Source organism: Caenispirillum salinarum (assembly GCF_044803115.1).
Taxonomy (GTDB): Bacteria; Pseudomonadota; Alphaproteobacteria; order Rhodospirillales; family Rhodospirillaceae; genus Caenispirillum; species Caenispirillum salinarum_A.
In genome coordinates this window covers 982,033-1,000,989 of record NZ_CP085224.1, presented here as the reverse complement: position 1 = coordinate 1,000,989, position 18,957 = coordinate 982,033, and the positions used below count along the sequence as shown (strand labels likewise).

The window sequence follows — 18,957 nt, the reverse complement described above, 5'->3', positions numbered from 1 at the left end:
GTCACCTCCCGACCAGATAGAGCGCCGGATAGAGGAACACCCAGACGATGTCGACGAAGTGCCAGTACAGCCCGAGCGCCTCCACCGAGATGCGGCGCCGGGGCAGGCGCGTCAGGCCGCGGCGCACGCGAAAGGCCAGCAGCAGAACAGCCGCCACGCCGATGATCAGGTGGATGGCGTGCAGGCCCGTCGCCGTGAAATAGATGTTGAAGAACAACTCGACCGCCCGATCATCGGAGGGAAACGCCGGTCCGATGCCGGGCATCAGGCCCTCGCGGTATTCCATGACGTATTCATAGGCCTTGATCCCCAGGAAGGTCGCACCCAGGACCGCCGTGGCCGCCAGAAGTGCGGCGGTGCGACCGGCCTGCCCCCGCCGCGCCTCGACCACGGCAAGGGCAATGGTCATGGAACTGGTCAGCAGCACCGCCGTGTTGAGGCCGCCGATCCACAGGTCCAGATGATGCGCGCCCGCGCGCACCGCTTCCGGCAGCGTGCTGCGGTAGACGATGACGGCCATGAACAGGGCGCCGAACATCATCACTTCCGTGGCGATGAACAGCCACAGACCCAGCAGGTCGGCGCGGCGCTCCTGCCCGGCGCTTGTGAAGTGATGGCCGTGCGGCGGCTGGTGCTCCAGGCTATCGTCCATCGCGGCGCTCCTGGTCTTCCGGGCGGGGGTAGTCGTAGGCCTCCCAGGTGACGTGCGGCGTGTCCTTGAACGGCTCGGTCGGAGGCGGCGACGGAACCATCCACTCCAGGCCGAAGGCGTCCCAGGGGTTGGCGCTCGCCCGTGGCCCCCGCCACAGCGAACGGACGAAATAGATGAAGGGCAAGGCGTAGCCGATCGCCAGCAGCCCGGCGCCGATGGTGGAGATCTGGTTCAGCGTCTCCAACTCCGGCCAATAGGTCTGGTAGCGGCGCGGCTGGCCGATGTAGCCGGCCAGGAACTGCGGAAAGAAGGTGACGTTGAAGCCGAGGAAGGCGATCACGGCCGACCAGCGGCCCAGAACCTCGGGATACATGCGCCCGGTGATCTTGGGCCACCAGAAATGCAGGGCCGCCATGTAGGCCATGACGCTCGCGCCCACCATGATGTAATGGAAGTGGGCGATGACGAAATACGTGTCGTGGACATGCACGTCCAGCGCCAGGGTCGCCAGGAACAGCCCGGTCAGCCCGCCGACCACGAAAAGGCCGATGAAGGCCATGCCGTAGAGCAGCGGCACGCCGACCGTCACCTGGCCTTTGTAGAGCGTCGCCGTCCAGTTGTAGACCTTGATGGCCGACGGCACCGCCACCAGAAAGCTCATGGCCGAGAACATCATGCTGGCGTAGACCGACTGGCCGGCCACGAACATGTGGTGGCCCCACACCAGGAACCCGATCGCGGCGATGGCGATGGAGGAGAACGCCACATAGGCGTAGCCGAAGACGCGCTTGTGCGCGAAGGCGGTGATGACCTCGCTCATGACGCCCATGCTGGGCAGGATCATGATGTAGACGGCGGGATGGCTGTAGAACCAGAACAGATGCTGGAACAGCAGCGGGTCGCCGCCAAGCGCCGGGTCGAAGACGCCGATCCCCAGCAGCCGCTCCGCCGTCACCAGCAGCAGCGTCATGGCGAGCACGGGCGTCGCCAGGATCATCACGACGCTGGTGGCGTAGTGCGACCACACGAACAGCGGCAGGCGCATCCAGGTCATGCCCGGCGCGCGCAGCTTGTGGACGGTGACGATGATGTTGACGCCGGTGAAGATGGTCGAGAACCCGGCGATGAACACACCCAGGATCGTCAGCGCCACATAGCTGTTGGAGAACATGGACGAATACGGCGTGTAGAACGTCCACCCCGTGTCCACGCCGCCGAGCAACAGGGCGATGAAGGTAAGCAGCCCGCCGCCCATGAACACCCACCAGCTCGCCAGGTTCAGGCGCGGAAAGGCCAGGTCGTTCGCCCCGATCATGGTGGGAATCAGGAAGTTGCCGAACACCGCCGGAATGGACGGAATAAGGAAGAACCACACCATCAGAACGCCGTGCAGCGAAAAGGCGCGGTTGTAGACGTCGGCCGAGATCAGGTCGGCCTCGGCGGTGAACAGCTCCAGCCGGATCAATGCCGCCGCCAGCGCGCCCAGGAAGAAGAACAGGGTGATCGAGATCAGGTAGAGCACCCCGATCCGCTTGTGGTCCGTCGAGAACAGCCACGAGCGAAGGCTGTAGGCGGCGCGGATGTAATTCGGCGCCTCCCGCGTGTAGATGGCGTTCATCGGCGTTCCCCCTCTCCGCCGCCGTCGTCGTCGGACAGCGCCCGGATGTATGCGATCAGGTCCAGGATTTGTTCTTCGTCGAGTTGTTCGCGAAAGCTCGGCATGATGGGCTCGAAGCCGGCCACCACATGGGCGTTGGGCCGCAGGATGGCCGTCCGCAGGTAGTTCTCGTCGGCCTCCACCGATCCGCCGCCGGCCAGCGGCACCGGCGAACCGTAAAGGCCGTCCAGCAGCGGCGCCTCGACGGGCGCGTCCTCGGCATGGCAGCCCCGGCAGCCGGCCTCGGTGAACAGGCGCCGGCCGCGGTCCACCGGCCGGGCCGCGTCGCGGGCCTCCGAGACCCACGCGTCATAGGCATCGCGCTCCATGACGACGAGCGAGCCGCCCATGCGGGAATGCAGCGTGCCGCAGTATTCGGCGCAGGTCAGGTGGAACGTGCCGGTCTCGGTGGCGACGAACCGCAGCTTGGTGTAGCGGTGCGGCAGGACGTCCTGCTTGATGCGCAGGGCCGGCAGGTACATGGAATGGATCACGTCCTGGCTTATCATGTTCAACTCGACGGGCACGCCGACCGGCACGTTCAGTTGATTGATCTGGCGCTTGCCGTTGGGATGCTGGGTCTTCCACATCCACTGCTTGCCGATCACCTCGATCCGCAGGGAGTTCTCCATCTCGTCGTGCAAGTCGAAGTAGGCGCGCGCCGCCTGATAGAAAAAGAACATCATCACCACCAGCGGCACCAGCGCCCAGGCCGCCTCCAGCCACGGCAGGCTGCGCGGGCGGCCCGTCCTGTCGGCGGAAGATCCCCGGCGGTACTTGACGGCGAAGAACGCCATCAGGATGAAGACGGGCGCGACGAACAGCACCATCACGAACGAGAACGCCACCATGATGGTGTCCACCGTCGCCGCGTGATCGGAGATCTGGTCGGGCCAGAACGGCAGGGCGTTGAGCCAGTCGAACTGCATCAGGGAGCCCCCTCCGGCCAGCCCCGTTCGGCCAGCATCTCCATGGCGTCGTCGATGGGGACGCGGGCGGCGGTGCGGTCCTCGTCGAGCCACACGGCGGTGGTCAGGATTTCGTGGAAATGAGCCCGCAGTTCCACGAGGTCCACCTGGGGGTTTTCCTGCAGCGGCGGCTGAATCTGCCCTTGCCGGACCAGCGGCGGGCGCTGCGGAAACGGGTCCGGCTCGCTTTCGAACTGGAGCCGGAGCAGCCACAGCGCGCCGCCGACGACGACGATCACCACCGACAGGATGACCGCCGACCACACGGCGGCGCGGATGCTGACGTCGGAGCGTTCGTAATCGCGATGTTCAGCCATGATGCGCCTCCAGCATCTCGTGGCGGGGAGCCGGGTGACGCGCCCGCAGGATGAGCCAGACGCCGCCCCACAGGCCGCCCGCGCCGACAAGCGCCGCCACGGCCAGCGCCGCCGTCAGGCCGCCGGCCGGATGCAGCGGGACCACCCACCAGAAGGCCTCGATGATCCGCACCGCGAAAAACCAGCCGCCGATCATGGCCAGGGCGGCGGCATTCCGGCGCACGCGGCTCCACAGCAGCAGCACGAAGGGCACCGCCCCGCCCAGGACCGCCATCACCGCCACCATCGCGGTCCAGACCGGTCCGGCGCGGTCCAGATAGATGTCGATGTGCCCCGGCAGGTCGCCGGACCAGACGATCAGCCACTGCATGTACTCGTGGTAGAGCCACAGCATGACGGCCCCGAGCAGCATGTTGCCGATGCCGCGCACGTTCGGCGTCTGCCCAAGTCTCCACGCCCGGCCGAGCGACGTGGCGCACAGGAAGCCCAGCGCGCCGACCATGAGGTGCGACAGGAAGACGAGCCCGAAGATGGAGGAATAGGCTTCGGCCTGGAGCGCGATCACCCAGTCGATGCCGGCCAGCGACGCCGTCAGCGTCCACAGGATCAGCCCGGCCGCCGCCAGTCCGGGACGATGCGCCGCCGCGTCCACCGGCCGTCCGATGCGGACCGCGTAGCGGGCCAGCATCCACCACGTGACCAGGTACGCGGCGCCGCGCGCCAGCAACGGCCCTTCGCGCAGCCAGGGGTGCGTTTCGTGACCGCCGGCGCCATGCACCAGCGGATGCAGCACGCCCGGCGCCAGCACGACCGGCAGCAGGAACAGCAGCACCAGCGGCGTCGTCGCCACCGCGGCCTCCATGTCGCGACCGAGTTGCAGGCCCCAGCGCCCTTTGTGAAGGTGCCATGTCAGCAGCAGCGGCAGCGCCCCCAGCGGCACGACCATGACCGCCAGCACCGCCGTCAGCCAGGCGACGAGCGCGGTTTGCGGCGCGAAGGTGGCGGCGACCGCAACCACCACCACGCCGATGACACCGATCCCCAGAAGGACCGTGATGAGGCGCCGCGCCGTCATGAGCCGCCCTCCGCCTCGGAGGTGGATGGGGATGGGGATGCGGACGGCGCCGCCGGCTCGATGCCGGGCGGCAGCCGGTCCGCGGGAACCTGCTGGGACAACTGCAACGCCTTGATGTAGGCGGCGATGGCCCAGCGATCGGCCGGCGGAACGCGGGTGGCGTAGGAGTACATGTCTCCCTTGCCCTCCGTGATGACCTGAACGAAGTAGCGCGCCGGGCGGGAGCGCAGCCGATCGGTGTGGTAACTGGGCGGATCGGGAAAGCCGCGGCGCGCGATCATGCCGTCGCCATACCCGGCCCCGCCGTGGCAGGGGACGCAGTAGATGTTGAACCGCTCGCGCCCGCGATCCAGCAGGGCGCGCGTGAGGGGCGGACGATCCCTCAACGCCGCCTGGCGGTCCAGATCGCCGAGGGCGATGGTGCCCGGCTGCGGCTTCTGATTGACGATGCCGTCGGAGAAAAGCTCCGCGGTCTCGTAGACCTCGTATTTCGGCTGGGTGTTCATCTCCTGCTCGCAGGCTGCCAGAAGCAGGACGCCGAGAATGACGGTGCCGACGCGCGTCATGCCGGCACCTCCCGCACCAGCGCCGGCGCAGGGTCGAGTTGCTCCAGGAAATCGCGAGCCCGCGCCGGATCGAATTGCGGGTCGTCGGCCAGCAGAACCAGGAAGAAGCCGTCCTGCGTCGCGCGGTCGAACTCCTCCACCTCGAACAGGGGGTGATGCAGGCGCGGCAGGCGGTTGAGGGCCAGCATTCCGATCACGGCCGTCAGGGCCGCCAGCAGCACCGTGAACTCGAAGGCCGGCAGGCCGTAGGCGGTCCAGGCGGCCAGCGGCAGCCCGCCGACGGGCGTGGGCAGGTACGCGACGTCGATGTACCACAGCAGCCCCAGCGCGAAGACAAGGCCGAACGCGCCGGCCCCGGCGACCATCCAGGGCAACCGCCGTTCCCGCAGCCGCAGGACCTCGGTCAGATCGTCCACGGGGAACGGCGTGTGGCAGTCCAGCCGCGTGAAACCGCCCGCCACCGCCCGCCGGGCCGCCAGCACCAGGTCGTCGGCGCGGTCGTAGCAGGCCAGCACGCCGTAAAGGCCGTCCCGCGCCGGCTCCCGGTTCGTCGGCTCGGCGGCGCGCGGCGCCGGTTCGGGCGCCGGCCGCCGTGCCGGGCGCTCCTCGAACAGCACTTCCTTGACCTCGGAGATCGCCACCATCGGCAGGAAGCGGATGAACAGCACGAAGGCGAACAGGAAGAAGCCGATCGTGCCGAGGAACAGCAGCCACTCCGTCCACGGCGCCGAATAGGTATCCCACGACGACGGCAGGTAGTCGCGGAACAGGCCGGAGATGATGAGCATGTACCGCTCCAGCCACATGCCGACGGTCACCGACAGGCAGACCAGGAACAGCACCACCGGGCGGGTGCGCCACCGCCGCCGCCACAGCAGCTGGATCGGCGCGAAATTGAGGAGCACGGCTCCCCAGTAGATGGTGGCGAACGGCCCGAAGAGGCGGTCGTGCAGGGTGTCGACCTCGAACTCGTGGCCGGAATACCAGGCGGTCAGGGCCTCGAACAGGTAGCCGTAGAGGGTCATCAGGCCGATCGCCAGCATGAACTTTGCCAGCAGGTCCAGGTGGCGCGGCGTCACCAGGTCGTAGAGCTTGAACCAGGCGCGCAGCACAACGGCGATCATCCCGACCACGGCGAAACCGGAAAACAGCGCGCCCATGACGAAATACGGCGGGTAGATGGTCGTATGCCAGCCGGGCACGGGGCCGGCGGCGAACAGCAGCGACACGCCCGAATGCACCGACACCACCAGCGGCATGGCCAGCGCCGCCAGGATCACGTAGGCCCGGCGCCACCGCACCCAGTGCATGGCCGAGCCCCGCCACCCGAGCGCCGCCAGGCCCAGGAACACCCGCCAGAAGCGGCTTTTCGCCTTGTCGCGGACGCTCGCCAGGTCGGGAATCAGGCCGACGTACCAGAACAGCAGCGACACCGTGAAGTAGGTCGAGATCGCCATGACGTCCCAGAACAGCGGGCTGCGGAACTGCGGCCACACCTGGAACGGCGTCGGGTAGGGCAGCATCCAGTAGAAGAACTGCGGCCGCCCCAGGTGGAGGATCGGGTACATGGCGGCGCAGATCACGGCGAAGATGGTCATCGCCTCGGCGAAGCGGTTCAGCGAGTTGCGCCATTCCTGCCCGAGCAGCAGCAGCATGGCCGAGATGAACGTCCCGGCGTGCCCGATGCCGATCCACCACACCACGTTGACGATGGCGAGGCCCCAGTTCACCGGAATGTTGACGCCCCAGACGCCGACCCCCTCGACGAAAAGGTGGACGATCATCGACGGCAGCACGAGGAACAACGCACCCGAGACAAGGAACGCAATCCACCACCGGCGGCGCGTCGGCACGTCGAGCAGGATGCCCGCGACACGGTCTCCGACGCCGCGATAGGTGGTGCCGCGCGGATAGATGGAGTTGCCCGGCATCAGGCCTCCTCGTCCATGTCCTCGATCACCAGCGCCCGGTATTCGGTGCGCGGGCGGGTGTTGGTCTCGGCCAGCAGGGCATAGCTGCGGGGGTCATCCTTGGCGCGGGCGATGCGTGTGGCGGGGTCGCTCTGGTCGCCGAACACGATCGCCTGCGTCGGGCAGGCGGTCTGGCAGGCCGTCTGCACCTCTCCGTCGGCGATGCGGCGGTCGTCCTTTTTCGCCTCGCGCCGGGCGGCGGAGATGCGCTGGACGCAGTAGGTGCACTTTTCCATGACGCCGCGCGCGCGCACCGTCACGTCCGGGTTCCGCACGGCCTCCTCGCCCGGTGCCGCCGGCCGGGCATAGTCGAACCAGTTGAACCGGCGCACCTTGTAGGGGCAGTAGCTGGAGCACGTGCGGGTGCCGATGCAGCGGTTGTAGATCATCTGGTTCAGCCCCTCGGGGCCGTGGACCGTGGCTCGGACGGGGCAACCGATCTCGCAGGGTGCGTGCTCGCAGTGCATGCAGGGGACCGGCTGGAAGTGGATTCTCGGCCGGTCCAGGTCGCCCTCGAAATAGCGGTCGACCCTGATCCAGTGCATTTCGCGGCCCATGCGCACCTGCTCGGGCCCGACCACGGGAATGTTGTTTTCAGCGACGCAGCCGACGACGCAGGCATTGCAGCCGATGCAGGTGTCCAGGTCGATGGACATGGCCCAGGCATAGGGCTCAGCGCCGGGCTTTTCGTAGTCGAAGATGCGCCCGTGCAAGGTTCTGTGGTGCGTCTCTTCCGCCTCGCCCTTCGGTGCGCCGTGGCCGGCAACCTCCGCCGCCGGCATGGCGCGGATCAGGTCGCGGCCCTCCATGGTGCCGTGCATCTGGGTGTCGGCAAGCGCATGGGTCTCGTCGAGCACGTCCAGCGACGCGCCGAGCAGCACGTCGCCGCCGGCCGGACGCAGCGGGTTGACGTCGGTTCCCGCCATCTCCGCCAAGCGGCCGATGAGGTGGCGGCCCTGGCCGAAATGCAGCGTCACCGTCTCCGCCGCCTGCCCCGGCACGATCCAGACCGGAATGCGCACGGCGCGCCCCTCGGCCGCGATCTCGACCAGCCGGCCGTTGCTCAGTCCCAGACGCTCCGCCAGCGCCGGGCTGACCAGCGCCGCGTTGTCCCACGTCAGCTTGGTGAGGGGCTTGGGAAGCTCCTGCAACCAGCCGACGTTGGCGTAGCGTCCGTCCCAAACCGAAGGGTCAGGGCCGAAGACAACCTCCAGCGCCCGGTCTGCCGCGAGTTCCGGCAAGGCGACGTCCAGCGCCTTGACGGACGGGGCAGACACTTCGTTCGCGGCCGTTCCCGCCACGTATCCGTCGTGCAGCGCCCGCTCCCACCGCGCCTCGCCGCCGTCGAGGCCGAGCGCAGCCCGCCAGGTGCGCCGCACCGCGTGCCGGGCGGTTCGTCCCGGCCGGCCGAGCCACGCCTCCAACATCGCGTGGACCTCGACACCGCCGTAAAGCGGCCGCGCCACCGGCTGCTGGATGCAGGCCGTGCCGTCGGTGGCGAGGCCGTCGGACCAGGTTTCCAGCGGATGCGCCAGCGGCAGGTGAAACGATGACAGCCGCGCCGTCGCGTCGGCATAGGTCCCAAGGTGGAGCGACATCGGCACCGCCTCCAGCGCCCCGGCGAAGTCCAGCGCGCCGGGCGCGGCGAAAACCGGGTCGAGGTCGAGGATCACCAGGGTATCGACCGCCCCGTCCCGCATGGCGTCGACCAGGTCCGGCAGCCCGCCGTCGGCCGGCGGCGAGATCGGCTCCAGGGTCTGAAGCGTCGTGCCGAGCGCCCCGATCCTCTCGTTGACCGCCAGCACCAGCGCCTGAACCTCGACCGGAGCCTTGGCGCCGACCGTCAGCACGGCCCGGCCGGCGTGGCGCTTGAGCAGGGCCGCCATCCTTCTTGCCCAGGCGGCATCCTCCGATGCCAGCGACACGGGCGGCGCGTCCACCCCGAGTTCGCCAGCGATCGCCGCCGCCAGATGCGGAATGCGGTTGCTCGGCACGTCGTGGCGTTCCACCGCCTTGGCGCCGGCGAGCGTCGGCGTGCTTTCGGCGACGTACAGGCGGTTGAGATCGCCGGTCTCGTGCCCGCGCCGGCGCCGCTCCGCCCAGGCCGCCGCATGGTCGAGCTGCCACAGTCCCGCGCCGAGCAGGTCGTCTTCCAGGCTCACCACCACGTCGGCCTCGGCCAGCCGCACCCGCGTCTCCAGTGGTCGGCCGAAGGCCAGTTCGGCCGCCCGCAGCCGGGGCCCGACCTCGTCGACCGGCTCCCACACATGATGCCGCAGGCCCGGCAGGCGCTCCTTCAACTCCTCGACCTGGCGCAACAGGGTCGGCGATGTCGTGCGCCCGGTGAGCAGGCGCACGCCCTGCCCGCTTTCCAGCCCTTGCATGGTGTTGAGCACCTGCGACCGTGCCGCCGCGGTGGAGACCGGATTGCCGCGCCGCAGCGCCGTGGCCGAGCGGTCGGGATCGTAGAACCGCAGGACCTCCGCCTGGGTGAACGGATCAAGCGCGCTGGTCGCGGCGGGATGCCTGTGGTTGCCGTCCAGCCGCGTGGGCCGCCCCTCGTGCGTCTCGATCACCACCGGCCGCGCATGGCCCTGGAAGGGGATCATGCTGGCGTAGAAGCGCGGCACGCCGGGAACCATTGCCTCCGGCTGCTCCACCCAGGGCACCACGTCCTCGGGCAGATAGACGTCGCAGGCGCTCAACCCGCCGAGCAGGAAGGACGCCGCCATGGTGCGCAGGACGGTGCGGCGGGCGTGCGGCTGGTCGAGCAGGTGGGCGGCAGCGGGAAATTCCGCGTGCAGCCATGTGCGGAAGGCCGGCTCGTCGGCCGCTTCCTCCAGCCCCTTCCAGAGGCGCGGCCCGCGCGCATCGGCCAGCCGCCGCCGCAGGGCCGCAATATCGGGCGTGGTCCCATGGCGGGCATTCTCAGCCATCCGTCACCTATGGCAAATGTAGCAGTGGGTCAGGTCCTCGGTGTCGATGCCGTAGCGTTGCGCCAGCGTCTCGCCGAGGGCGCGGCGGTCGGCTGGCGGCGTCCATTCCATGTCGAACACGGCCTCGCGCGGCCGCAGCCGCGGTGCGGGGTCATCGTGGCAGTTGACGCAAAACCGCATCCGCAGGTTCTCGGCCTGGCGCGTGAGCGGCATTTCGTCCACGGCCCCGTGGCACTCGACACAGCCCACGCCGGAACTGACGTGGATGGAGTGGTCGAAGTAGGCGAAATCCGGCAGGTTATGAACGCGCGCCCAGTGAATGGGGGTCCTCTTGGCCCAGCTCTGCCGCACCGGCGCAAGCAGGTCGGCGTCGGTCCAAAGCTGGGAATGGCATGTCATGCAGGTTTCCGTCGGCGGCAGCCCGGCCGACGCGCTCACCTCGACGGCGGTATGGCAATAGCGGCAGTCGATCCCGAGACCGCCGACGTGATGCTTGTGGCTGAACGGGACGGGCTGCGCGGGCGCAATGTTCTCGCGCGTCGTGACGTTGGACGCCGCACCGGCGACCAGGAGGCCGGCACCCGCAACGAGCGCCAAAGCCACGAACAGCATGATGACACGCAGCCACGTGTCGGCGCTCTTGCGGAAGATCCTCGACATGACGGAACGTTTGTTTCCCTGATGAACATCAGGACAAACGCGCTGCGGCTTTCGGTAGTTCCTTCGCCGGTCTCGGCCACCTGCGGCGGCGGTGCAGACGGCGAAGACCGTCACGATCATAGGGCTCGCGCGCACTGCCGCCGCACGGTCGGACATCGCATGCCGCAGCGCAAGAGGGCGCGTCAGTCGTTCAGCCAGGCTTCCACGGCCTCGGCCTTGGGGATGCCGCCGGCGTGGACGACCGTTTCATCGATGACCACACCCGGCGTCGACATGACGCCGTAGCCCATGATGGCGCCCATGTCGGTCACCTTCTCGACCTCCACCTCGATGCCGAGGTCGGCGGCCTTTTTCTCGATCAGGGCGAGAGACCGAAGGCGCAACGGGTCGGCCACGGCGGCCAGGATGTTCATGATCGTGTTCATGGGGAGAACATGCGACGATTCGCATATACGTCCGCCCGCATATGCGGGTTTCCGTCATGCGCGCGGGGCATGGCACGCCCGCCGCTGTGCCGGGAGCCGGGAGCAACGGGATCATGAGCCGGGGCGGTACGGACGCTGCCGCCTTGAACGGCCTCTCCGGACAGACCATCCTGATGTGCGATGCCCCGCACACCGCCAGAACACCGGTCGGAAGGAAGCCTGTTCATGAAAATCTTGCCGCTCATCGCCGGATGCCTCGCGACCGCACTCGCCGCCACGGCAGCCTCGGCCGCCGACAACCACTCGACGGCCATGGGCCATTCCCATGCGGCGGACCATAAGCCGGCCGAGACGGCCGCATCCGCACCGAAAGAGCCGGGACAAGCCGCATTCGCCGCCATCGCGGAGATCGTGGACATACTCCGAAGCGATCCGGAGACGGACTGGAGCAAGGTCGACATCGCGGCGCTGCGCCGGCACCTGATCGACATGGACGCGGTCACGCTGCGCGCCGATGTCTCAAGCCGCCCCGTGCCGGGCGGCGCGGCCTTCGACGTGACGGCTGACGCTCCCGACGTGGTCGGCGCCATCCGCCGCATGGTTCCCGCCCACGCGCAAACGATGACGGGCGCGGAGGGCATGACGATGACGGCCGAGGAGATCGACGGCGGCGCCCGGCTCACCGTCACCGGCGCCGAAACGGGCATGATCCGCGGCCTCGGCTTCATCGGCATCATGACCATCGGGATGCACCACCAGGCACACCACCTGGCGGTCGCGGGCGGAGAAGCACCGCATCACTGAACAAGCGGATGCATCAAACCGGACCGTCTGGCGACGCGGGCAAGCCGGCAATCAGCGCGTCGATGACGTGCGGCAAACCTTCCACCTGGGCGCGCGTCCTGCCCGACCGCTTCCGGCAGGGCACTGCCGAGGGCAGCGCCTCGACCATCCGCGCGGCCGCGTCGTCGCCCCACCATGCTTGGCCACGGCGATCGTGCGGGTCAGAGGTCCATCCAGCGGGCGAGTTGCTCGGCCTCGAAGTAGTTGGCGAAGGCCTTGGGGATCTTGTCGACGATCAGGTACTTGCCGTGGCCGTGCGATCAGCATCACGCCGGGCGATGACCACGACATGATGCGCCGGCTGATCGTCGCGGACCCGGCGATGGTGGCGTAACGGAACACCATCCGCCCTGCGCGGAGATGAGCATCGTGAGAGGCGGACGTCGTCTTGATCGAACATCTGGCCTTGCCTTTGGCATTCCGGCGGAAGACCGTCGGCGACGTGACCATCAATTCTGCACCGCCGGCCACTGCACGCCGCCTCTGCCGCCGGGCTATTCGCCGGCCGACCCCAGCATGTTCTGCCGCACCGCCGTCAGGTGCTCGCGCATCAGGCGCTTGGCGGCCTCGGCGTCGCGGTCGCGGATGGCTTCGACGACCGCACCATGCTGCCGCACATAGGCGCGACGCCGCTCCGGCGTGACGCTCTGGCGCTTCAGGCGGCCCCAGATTTCCTGGTCCCGGACGCTGTCGATGGCGCGAAAGACTTCCGCCATCAGGCTGTTGCCGGCGGCCTCCGCAATGCTGCGATGCAGGGCGCCGTCCCAGCGCTCGAAGGTGGGAATGTCCTCGGCGGCCGCGCCCTCCGCCAGACACGTCTCCATGAAGGCGATCTGGGCGGGTGACGAACGGTGGGCCGCCAGGCCGCACAGGTGCGGCTCCAGGATCAGCCGCGCTTCCATGACCTCCTGCGGATTCGTGGTATCCGGCCGGAACAACCGCGGAGGGGCCGCCGGTCCCGTCTCGCCGCTCCCATCATCGGCAGTCGGCGCCGGAGCCATGCTGGCGGCCGCGGCGACGCGGGACGTCACGAAGGTGCCGCGCCCGACATGGCGCCAGATCAGCCCCTCCTCCTCCAGCCGCGCAAGGGCCCCACGCAGGGCACCGCGGCTGACCCCGAAATCGGCCGCCAGATCCCTCTCCGGCGGCAAACGGCGCCGCGGGGGTAATTCCGACTCCAGGATCATGCGGCGCAAGCGGTTGAAGGCTGTTTCGGATGCAGACATCGGCGTATCCGGCAGGTGGCTTGTACCAATACAGCATATTGGTACAAGCGCTGCGCGTCAAAAGCCTCTGCGCAAACTGGCGCGAAAAAAGTGCTGTAAATGGTGCTACGCCGGATGAACCAGGGCCCCCGCGTTGATCCCCGACGGCTCATTGGTTCATGCTTTACGTGGCTCAGCGGAACTTGGTCCACTATTGGTCCGACCCGCACCGCCCAATGAAAAGGAACTCCGCCGCGCCATCCCGCCGCGCGGACACGTTCGAACATCGGGAGGACTCCATGCAGATGCACAACACAATGGCCGCCGCCGTCGCCCTCGGCGTCGCCATGACCGCCGTCGGCGCCCAGGCGCAGGACGAGGTGAAGGACGTGGCGTGGGGCGGCTCCAGCCCCGGCGGCGTGATGTACTACATGGTCGGCACCGCCGGCACGGTGCTGTCGCGCGATCTGCCCGACGTCAACGTCACCCAGGTCACCACCGGCGGCTCCACCGAGAACGCCAAGCGGCTGATCAAGGGCGAGCTGGACATGGGCATCGTGTACGGCTCGCACGTCTATCTCGCCCAGACCCCGGAAGGACCCTTCGCCAACGGGCCGAAGGGCGACATGCTGCGCGGCGTGGCCAAGGCCTACGAGGGCCCGACCTACTTCGTGACCCTGGAGGAAAACGACATCGAGTCCGTCTCCGACCTGGAGGGAAAGACGGTCGCCCTGGGCCCGCCGGGCTCGGGCACGGTGTTCAACTGCACCAACATCCTCAAGGCGCTGGACATGCAGGAGAGCGTCGAGCCGCGCATGATGACCTTCGCCGATGCCGGCCGCGCTCTCGGCAACCGCCAGATCGACGCCTTCTGCCAGTCCTCGGCTCCGGCGGCGGCCGTGAGCGAACTGGCCGAGACCCACGACGTGAACGTCATTCCCTACACCGACGAGGAAATGTCGAAGATCGAGGAGACCTATCCCTTCTACTACGCCGCCGACCTTCCGGCAGATATGTACAAGGGCGTGCCCGAGACCACCCTGCCCTACACCACCGTCTACTGGGTGGCGCACGAGCGCGTGCCGAAGGAAACCGTCAAGAAAATCCTGGAGCACGTGTACGACCCCGAGACGCGCGAGGAACTGGAGTCGGGCCACCGCAACTGGAAGCAGCTTTCGCCGTCCAACGAGAACTTCGCCAAGCTGGGTGCGCCCATGCACCCGGGCGCCGAGGAATTCTACAAGGAGCAGGGCATGTGGGAGGAGTGATGTCCGACCCGCCATGACGCCGGCGGCCGTGCGCGATCCAGACCCGCACGGCCGCCGTCCGCCCCGTTCCCGATCCCGCGAAGCCTGCCGGAGGCGCTGCATGACGGCTCCCACATGGTTCGGCGAGTTTTCCGCCAAGGGCCGCACCCTGCGCGGCTGGTGGGCGCTGCTTTACGCCGGCGTCGCCGCGTTCTTCGCCGGCTGGTACATGTACACCTCGGGCTTCGGCATCGAATCCACGGAGTCCAACCGCGGCTTCTACCTGCTGTTCACTTCGGTCCTGGTGTTCCTGCTCTACCCGGCGCGGAAAGGCGCGCCGGCGCACCGCCCCAGCCTGTTCGACCTGGTGATGTGCGCCGCCGCCGTGGTGTCGGTCGGCTACTGGATGGACCAGTACATCTCCTACGCCATGTTCCGCGTCAGCGCGCCCAACACATGGGACCTGACCATGGGCGCCATCTGCATCGTCGTGATGCTGGAGACCACGCGCCGCGTGCTCGGGCCGGCGCTGCTGGTGCTGGGGCTGATCTTCCTGGTGCAGCTTTATTACGGCCAATGGCTGCCCGGCAAGTTGAGCCACCCCGGCCTGACCGTCGAGCGGATCATAGAGTTCACGTACTCGACGCAGGAAGCCATCTTCGGCGTCATCACGGCCACCTTCGCAACCTTTGTCTTCCCCTTCATGGTCTTCGGCGCCTTCCTGGAGCGCAGCGGCGCGGGCCGGTTCTTCATGGACCTGGCGACCGCCCTGACCGGCCGCTGGCGCGGCGGGCCGGCGAAGATCGCCACCATGACCTCGGCGCTGTTCGGCTCCATTTCCGGATCGTCGGTTGCCAACGTGGTATCCACCGGCGCCTTCACCATCCCCTTGATGAAGCGCATCGGGTTCCGGCCGCACGTCGCCGGCGGCATCGAGGCCATCGCATCCACCGGCGGCCAGTTCATGCCGCCCATCATGGGCGCGGGTGTCTTCATCCTGGCCACCCTGACCGAGAGCAGCTACCTCGGCATCGCCGTCATGAACATCATTCCGGCCACCCTGTTCTTCATCTTCGTTCTGCTGATGGTGGACCTGGAGGCCGTCCGCACCGGCATGAAGGGGATGTCGCGGGAGGAAACACCCGACCTGTGGCCCGTTCTGAAGCGCGGCTGGCACTTTTTCATCCCGCTCATCGTCATCGTCGGGCTGCTGTTCAACGGTTATTCGCCCGAGGTCGGCGCCTTCTGGGGCAGCGTTTCCGCGCTGGTCCTGTCCTGGCTGCGCAAGGAAACCCGCATGGGCCCGCGCGACATCGTCAGCGGGCTGATCGGCGGCGCCCACGCGAACACCGCCGCCGGCGCCGCAATCGGGACGCTGGGCATCATCATCGGCGGCATCGTGCTGTCGGGCCTGGGGCTGAAGTTCTCGGCCGTCCTGGTCGACTTCTCCGGCGGCATGCTGCTGCTGGCGGCCCTGCTGGTGATGCTGATTTCCGTCATCATTGGCATGGGGTCGAGCACCACGGGCTCCTACATCATCCTGTCGGTCGTGGCCGCCCCGGCCCTTATCAAGCTGGGGGTGCCGACCATCGCCGCCCATCTGGTGGTGTTCTATGCCGCTTGCCTGTCCAACATCACGCCGCCCGTGTGCGTCTCGGCGTTCGCCGCTGCCGCCATCGCGGGATCGGACCCCATCCGCACCGGCGTCGCGGCGCTGAAATACGGGGCGATGCTGGTACTGCTGCCGTTCAGCTTCATTTACGCGCCGGGCATCCTGCTGTACGGAACCTGGTGGGACATCGTCCACGCGACGGCGGGCCACCTTGTGGGGCTGACCGCGCTGGCCATGGCGCTGCAGGGCTGCACCTTCGTGACGGAGCGGATGGGCCTGGCGCCGCGCCTTGTACTGTTCGCCGCATCGGTCCTGTTGCTGTTCCCGGCGCACTGGTGGGTGGACGCCGGGGGCCTGGTGCTGTTCGCAGCCGGGCTCGCGCTGGCGCTCGGTCTGCCGGTGCCGCGCGCGCCGCGTTCATCGTCCACATCGCAAAATGCTCATCGTGACCGGAGGATATGACCTGATGCTGCTCGCCACCTACACCGCCAGCGGCCGGCGCCATGTCGGCCTGGTGTCCGATGACCGCACCGCCGTGAGCCCCCTGGCCCTCTCCGACGACGCTGCGGCGCTCGGCGTACGGGCGATCGTGGAAGGCGCGGCGGCGGGGCGTTCCCTGCCGGAGGCCGGCGAGCCCGTGCCACTGGCCGACGTGACCCTAGACGCGCCCATTCCGCGCCCGACCCGCAACATCTTCTGCGTCGGCAAGAACTACTTCGACCACGCCCACGAGTTCGCCAAGTCGGGCTTCGACATGAGCGCGGCGTCGGGCGCGGTGCCGGACGCCCCCATCATCTTTTCCAAGGTCCCGGAGAGCGTCATCGGCCCCAACCGGCCGATCCTCATCGACCCGGACATCAGCACGGCCATCGACTACGAGGCCGAACTGGCGGTCATCATCGGCACCGGCGGCCGAGCCATTCCGAAGGAGCGCGCGCTGGAACACATCTTCGGCTACACCATCGTCAACGACGTCACGGCCCGCGACATCCAGGGGCGCCACAAGCAGTGGCTTCTGGGCAAGTCGCAGGACACCTTCTGTCCCATGGGGCCATGGGTGGCGACGGCGGACTCGGTTTCGCTGGACGACATGGTGGTGCGCTGCTGGGTGAACGACGAATTGCGCCAGGACGCGCCGACCACGGCGCTGATCTTCGACGTGCCGACCTTGATCAGCACCATCAGCCGGGGCATCACCCTGCGGCCGGGGGACATCATCGCGACCGGCACGCCGGCGGGGGTAGGCATCGGCTTCGACCCGCCGCGCTACCTCCGCGACGGCGACCGGGTGCGCATCGACATCAGCGGCATCGGGACGCTTGAGAACCCGGTCTCGCTTTACGCCTGACTGCAGTGACGCGCAGAAGTGCCCGGCCGGATGCCCCCGCCGTGGTAGGGCGGAGGCTCAGCCGGTAGTGCGGGCCTTCTTGTCGGCGGCGAACCGGCAGCGCACGCACTGGCGGATGGGCTACAGGGGACGGTCGATCGCGCGGGCATGCGCCAGCCCGTTTACCCTGCGTGTCCCCCACCTCGGCCGCGGCCGCCGACCATGAAAAACCCCGCCGTCGCGAAGACGGCGGGGTTTTTCATCCTGTGGTTGCGGTGGCGCGATGGCGCGCGCGTAGATCCCGGCCTTGGCGGCCATGGTGGACAGTCAATCCGATGGCCCCGCTGTTCACGGCCCTTCGCCGCATATGCTGCAGGCGTCGCCGGTGTAGCGGAGGAAGCGGATGACGTCCGTCGGCGGCACGATTCCCATGTCGTCGGCCACGGCGGCATTGAACAGAAGGTCTGGCTGTCCCGGCGCGACCACGGAAATGTCCCGCGGCCTCTCACCGTCCAACACCCGGGCCACGATCTCTGCCGTCTTCCGCCCGACGGCCGCGTAGCTGTACACCAGCCCCGCGAAAGCCACGCCATCACGGACCGGAGCCTCCCCCGCCGCAAAAACGGGAATGCCGTGGCCACGGGCCGACCGCCCGAGGATGTGCCTGTTGACGTTCATGACGGTGTCCGCCGGCTGGTAAATCATGTCGATGCCGGCGGAGGCCAGTTCTGCGACAAGGGCGGGTATGGCTTCGGGGTTCGGTTCACCATCCTTGTTCAGCGGCAGCGCCCTTTTGATGACGGTTATCCCTCGCGTTTCAGCGGCGGCGTGCAGCTTCGCCACGTTCAGTTGCGCGTTGGGCTCGGTCGGTGTGTAGATCACGCCGACCTTCGAGAGCGGCCGGCCTGATTCCGACAGCAGCGTCCGGGCGGCGTCGATCTGGTCTCCCTCTTCCGTCAGGTACTGCGTGCCCGTGATGTTCCGGCGACGCGGGGCTGTCGTGGAAATCAGGCGCGACGCCACGGGTTGCGAAACAATCATGAAGACACCGGGCCTGTCGGTGAAATGCGTTCCCAACTTGACTTCACCTAAGGGACCGAAGGCTGCCAGAGCCGTTTGGGTGCCCCAGGTTACGACAACATCGGGTTGTCTCTGCCGGGCGGCCTTGACGAGCGTCGGAAGGCGGCCCGGATCAACCTGGGCATCAAACACGTGGATCTTCACGGCGATGCCCCGTTCCGCGAGCCAATCCCTGAAGGCGGTGCACGCCTCCTCACAACCGCGATAGAGCAGCAGGGCCACGGACCGGGAATCATCTTGCCCTCTTGTCACACCTGCCCCCACGACGCGGGTCCCGATCGTTTCAGACGCGCGAGCGGAGCTGCCAAGAGGCAGTGCGGCGACGGCTGCGCCAGCCAGGAGAAGGACAGCAAGCGAGCTGGCGGTGACGACGGCGCGGAAGGTATCCCGCATGGCGGTCTCCCGAAGACGCTGTAA

16 protein-coding genes are annotated in these 18,957 nt (G+C 68.1%); 4 read left to right on the top strand and 12 right to left on the bottom strand.

The genetic code is table 11. From position 1 onward, the window contains the following. Nucleotide 1: 1 nt before the first annotated feature. The 10 genes from LG334_RS04680 to LG334_RS04635 all read right to left on the bottom strand — a co-directional run bounded on the left by LG334_RS04680 (nucleotide 2) and on the right by LG334_RS04635 (nucleotide 11,226). Nucleotides 2–652, bottom strand: coding sequence for a cytochrome c oxidase subunit 3 (locus LG334_RS04680; RefSeq protein WP_404383765.1), 651 nt, complete (start codon nucleotides 650–652; stop codon nucleotides 2–4). Then, nucleotides 642–2,270 carry a cbb3-type cytochrome c oxidase subunit I gene (locus LG334_RS04675; protein ID WP_404383763.1) on the bottom strand — a complete coding sequence of 543 codons (1,629 nt, stop codon included), beginning with the start codon at nucleotides 2,268–2,270 and terminating at the stop codon, nucleotides 642–644. The genes LG334_RS04680 and LG334_RS04675 overlap by 11 nt, the downstream gene beginning before the upstream one ends. After that, nucleotides 2,267–3,238, bottom strand: coding sequence for a cytochrome c oxidase subunit II (gene coxB / locus LG334_RS04670; RefSeq protein WP_404383761.1), 972 nt, complete (start codon nucleotides 3,236–3,238; stop codon nucleotides 2,267–2,269). Before coxB ends, LG334_RS04675 begins: the two co-directional genes overlap by 4 nt. Further along, the gene (locus LG334_RS04665; RefSeq protein WP_404383759.1) at nucleotides 3,238–3,594 is read right to left on the bottom strand and encodes a hypothetical protein; all 357 of its coding nucleotides are present in this window, start codon (nucleotides 3,592–3,594) and stop codon (nucleotides 3,238–3,240) included. The genes coxB and LG334_RS04665 overlap by 1 nt, the downstream gene beginning before the upstream one ends. Further along, on the bottom strand, nucleotides 3,587–4,669 hold the full coding sequence (locus tag LG334_RS04660; protein ID WP_404383757.1) for a hypothetical protein: 1,083 nt from the start codon (nucleotides 4,667–4,669) through the stop codon (nucleotides 3,587–3,589). Before LG334_RS04660 ends, LG334_RS04665 begins: the two co-directional genes overlap by 8 nt. Continuing rightward, nucleotides 4,666–5,235 (bottom strand): c-type cytochrome, encoded by a 570-nt coding sequence (locus LG334_RS04655; protein ID WP_404383755.1) that lies wholly within the window; start codon nucleotides 5,233–5,235, stop codon nucleotides 4,666–4,668. The genes LG334_RS04660 and LG334_RS04655 overlap by 4 nt, the downstream gene beginning before the upstream one ends. Then, nucleotides 5,232–7,166 (bottom strand): quinol:electron acceptor oxidoreductase subunit ActD, encoded by a 1,935-nt coding sequence (locus tag LG334_RS04650; RefSeq protein ID WP_404383753.1) that lies wholly within the window; start codon nucleotides 7,164–7,166, stop codon nucleotides 5,232–5,234. Before LG334_RS04650 ends, LG334_RS04655 begins: the two co-directional genes overlap by 4 nt. Beyond that, nucleotides 7,166–10,141, bottom strand: coding sequence for a TAT-variant-translocated molybdopterin oxidoreductase (locus LG334_RS04645; protein WP_404383751.1), 2,976 nt, complete (start codon nucleotides 10,139–10,141; stop codon nucleotides 7,166–7,168). The genes LG334_RS04650 and LG334_RS04645 overlap by 1 nt, the downstream gene beginning before the upstream one ends. Nucleotides 10,142–10,144: 3 nt before the next feature. Next, nucleotides 10,145–10,801 carry a cytochrome c3 family protein gene (locus tag LG334_RS04640; RefSeq protein ID WP_404383749.1) on the bottom strand — a complete coding sequence of 219 codons (657 nt, stop codon included), beginning with the start codon at nucleotides 10,799–10,801 and terminating at the stop codon, nucleotides 10,145–10,147. Nucleotides 10,802–10,983: 182 nt separating this feature from the next. Beyond that, nucleotides 10,984–11,226: a thioredoxin family protein gene (locus LG334_RS04635; RefSeq protein ID WP_404383747.1), complete on the bottom strand. Its 243-nt coding sequence runs from the start codon at nucleotides 11,224–11,226 to the stop codon at nucleotides 10,984–10,986. 225 nt (nucleotides 11,227–11,451) lie between these two features. On the opposite strand from LG334_RS04635, the gene LG334_RS04630 reads away from it, so the two are divergent. Further along, the gene (locus tag LG334_RS04630; RefSeq protein WP_404383745.1) at nucleotides 11,452–12,030 is read left to right on the top strand and encodes a hypothetical protein; all 579 of its coding nucleotides are present in this window, start codon (nucleotides 11,452–11,454) and stop codon (nucleotides 12,028–12,030) included. A gap of 533 nt (nucleotides 12,031–12,563) precedes the next feature. On the opposite strand, the gene LG334_RS04625 is transcribed toward LG334_RS04630, so the two are convergent. Then, entirely contained in the window at nucleotides 12,564–13,295 is a 732-nt protein-coding gene (locus LG334_RS04625; RefSeq protein ID WP_404383743.1) for a FadR/GntR family transcriptional regulator, read from the bottom strand. Between the two features lie 278 nt (nucleotides 13,296–13,573). Here LG334_RS04625 and LG334_RS04620 point away from each other — a divergent pair, with 278 nt between their 5' ends. The 3 genes from LG334_RS04620 (at nucleotide 13,574) to LG334_RS04610 (ending at nucleotide 17,481) form a co-directional block, all read left to right on the top strand. Continuing rightward, nucleotides 13,574–14,542 carry a TAXI family TRAP transporter solute-binding subunit gene (locus LG334_RS04620; protein WP_404383741.1) on the top strand — a complete coding sequence of 323 codons (969 nt, stop codon included), beginning with the start codon at nucleotides 13,574–13,576 and terminating at the stop codon, nucleotides 14,540–14,542. 100 nt (nucleotides 14,543–14,642) lie between these two features. Beyond that, a complete protein-coding gene (locus LG334_RS04615) occupies nucleotides 14,643–16,595 on the top strand; it encodes a TRAP transporter permease (RefSeq protein WP_404383739.1) in 1,953 nt (650 codons plus the stop codon). Nucleotides 16,596–16,599: 4 nt separating this feature from the next. Continuing rightward, entirely contained in the window at nucleotides 16,600–17,481 is an 882-nt protein-coding gene (locus tag LG334_RS04610) for a fumarylacetoacetate hydrolase family protein (RefSeq protein WP_404383737.1), read from the top strand. Between the two features lie 327 nt (nucleotides 17,482–17,808). On the opposite strand, the gene LG334_RS04605 is transcribed toward LG334_RS04610, so the two are convergent. Further along, nucleotides 17,809–18,762: an ABC transporter substrate-binding protein gene (locus LG334_RS04605; protein WP_404383735.1), complete on the bottom strand. Its 954-nt coding sequence runs from the start codon at nucleotides 18,760–18,762 to the stop codon at nucleotides 17,809–17,811. Nucleotides 18,763–18,957 lie beyond the last annotated feature (195 nt).